Annotated in this window: 2 protein-coding genes and 1 pseudogene; all 3 read left to right on the top strand. The window is 41.1% G+C overall.

Going from position 1 to position 1,659, the window contains the following annotated elements; genetic code table 11:
* Positions 1-442, top strand: a pseudogene (locus Q0162_RS12480) (SusC/RagA family protein); the annotation flags it as partial.
* Positions 443-547: 105 nt separating this feature from the next.
* Positions 548-769 (top strand): hypothetical protein, encoded by a 222-nt coding sequence (locus Q0162_RS12475; protein ID WP_297892296.1) that lies wholly within the window; start codon positions 548-550, stop codon positions 767-769.
* A gap of 15 nt (positions 770-784) precedes the next feature.
* The coding region (locus Q0162_RS12470; protein ID WP_297892293.1) for a SusD/RagB family nutrient-binding outer membrane lipoprotein at positions 785-1,659 on the top strand (875 nt) is incomplete at its 3' end.

Raw genomic sequence — 1,659 nt, 5'->3', positions numbered from 1 at the left:
CTACTTTACAATGAGCTACAACGAAAACAAAATTATGTCACTTGTTGAAGATTACATCAACCCCGTTACTGGGCAACGCGAAGGTCGCAGTTACTTAGAAAAAGGAGGTATTGGAGGTGCTCGCTATATCCTTAGAACAGGAGGTACTTTAGGCGATGTATACGCTTCTAACGATTTCAAACGCGATGCCGATGGCAATTTGTTATTAGATTCAAATGGTCGTGTGAGTGTACAGAATTATAACAATTCCAACGATTATGTGAAATTAGGTAGCGTGTTACCAAAATACAACTTAGGTTGGCGTAACGATTTCAATATTGGTAATATAGGCTTTGGTGCAATGCTGGCTGGACGTATCGGTGGGGTTGCTATCTCTATGACTCAAGCAGCCTTAGACCACTATGGTGTTTCTAAAGAATCGGCTGAGGCTCGCGATGCATGAGGCGTAAATATCAATGGTTACAGAGTACCTGCCCAAAGTTACTTTGAAGAACGCGGAAAAGGACGTATCGCTCAATACTACACCTATTCGGCTACTAACTTCCGCTTGCAAGAAGCTTATGTTTCTTACCGTTTGCCTCGCAAACTCGTGAATGATAAAATAGATGTTACCCTTTCGATAGTAGGTAGAAACTTAGCAATGCTCTATAGTAAAGCACCTTTCGACCCCGAAGCCGTTTCATCTACTGGTAACTACGCTCAAGGTTTAGACTACTTTATGTTGCCAAGCCTTAGAAGCTATGGCTTTAGTATCAAAGCAAACTTTTAAATAAGAAGTAAAAGAATGAAAAAATATATTATCCCTGTATTAGCGCTACTCACTGTAGGCTGTACTAAAGATTTTAAAGATTTCAATACAAACCCTTACGGAGCTACTGATGAACAGCTTAGTAGAATCCCACAAGGAGGAAATGAACTCGTCGCCTTGCAAAAATTGGTAGTACCTCAGCAGGAAAACTCTTACCAAATGTGTTTTGACCTGCCCGCTACTCCGTATGCAGGTTATGCTTCACAACCTAAATTCCAAGCCGATTACCCTGTGTATAACCCACGTACAGGCTGGACTGACTATGTGTTCGACGACACTTATACCAAGCATTTGTATCCTGCCTTTTTTGCCCTAAAAAGCTATTCTAAATGCGATATGAGCAAATACTATTTTGCTTGGGGAACTGTGTTGCGCGTAGCTATCACTCATTGGCTTACCGATAGTTACGGACCTCTACCCTACTCCAAAATGGAAGCTGGTAAAACCCAAACTCCTTACGACAAACAATCGGATTTGTACAAATATATGGCAGAAGACTTGAAAACAGCTATCAACACTTTGAAAGCTGTAGATGCGTCCGACCGCCAATATGCCGATTTTGACCTTGTATACAAAGGTGATATGACCAAATGGGTGAAATATGCTAACTCTTTGTTATTGCGTATAGCTATACGTATGAGCGATGTAGATGAAACTAACGCCAAAGCGTATGCTCAATTTGCCATTAACAATGGTGTGATTACCGAAAATGTCGATAATGCTATGCTTGAAACCAAAGACAATTCGGCTTTCAAAGTAGCTGTAAGTTGGGGCGATTCACGTGCAGGTGCTGATATTGTAGCCTATATGAATGCTTTTTCTGACCCTCGTCGTGAAGCTTATTTCACTGA

Origin of the sequence: uncultured Capnocytophaga sp., from assembly GCF_937936315.1 — a bacterium.
In the GTDB taxonomy this organism is placed as follows: Bacteria; Bacteroidota; Bacteroidia; order Flavobacteriales; family Flavobacteriaceae; genus Capnocytophaga.
This window is presented reverse-complemented; position numbering and strand designations above follow the sequence as displayed.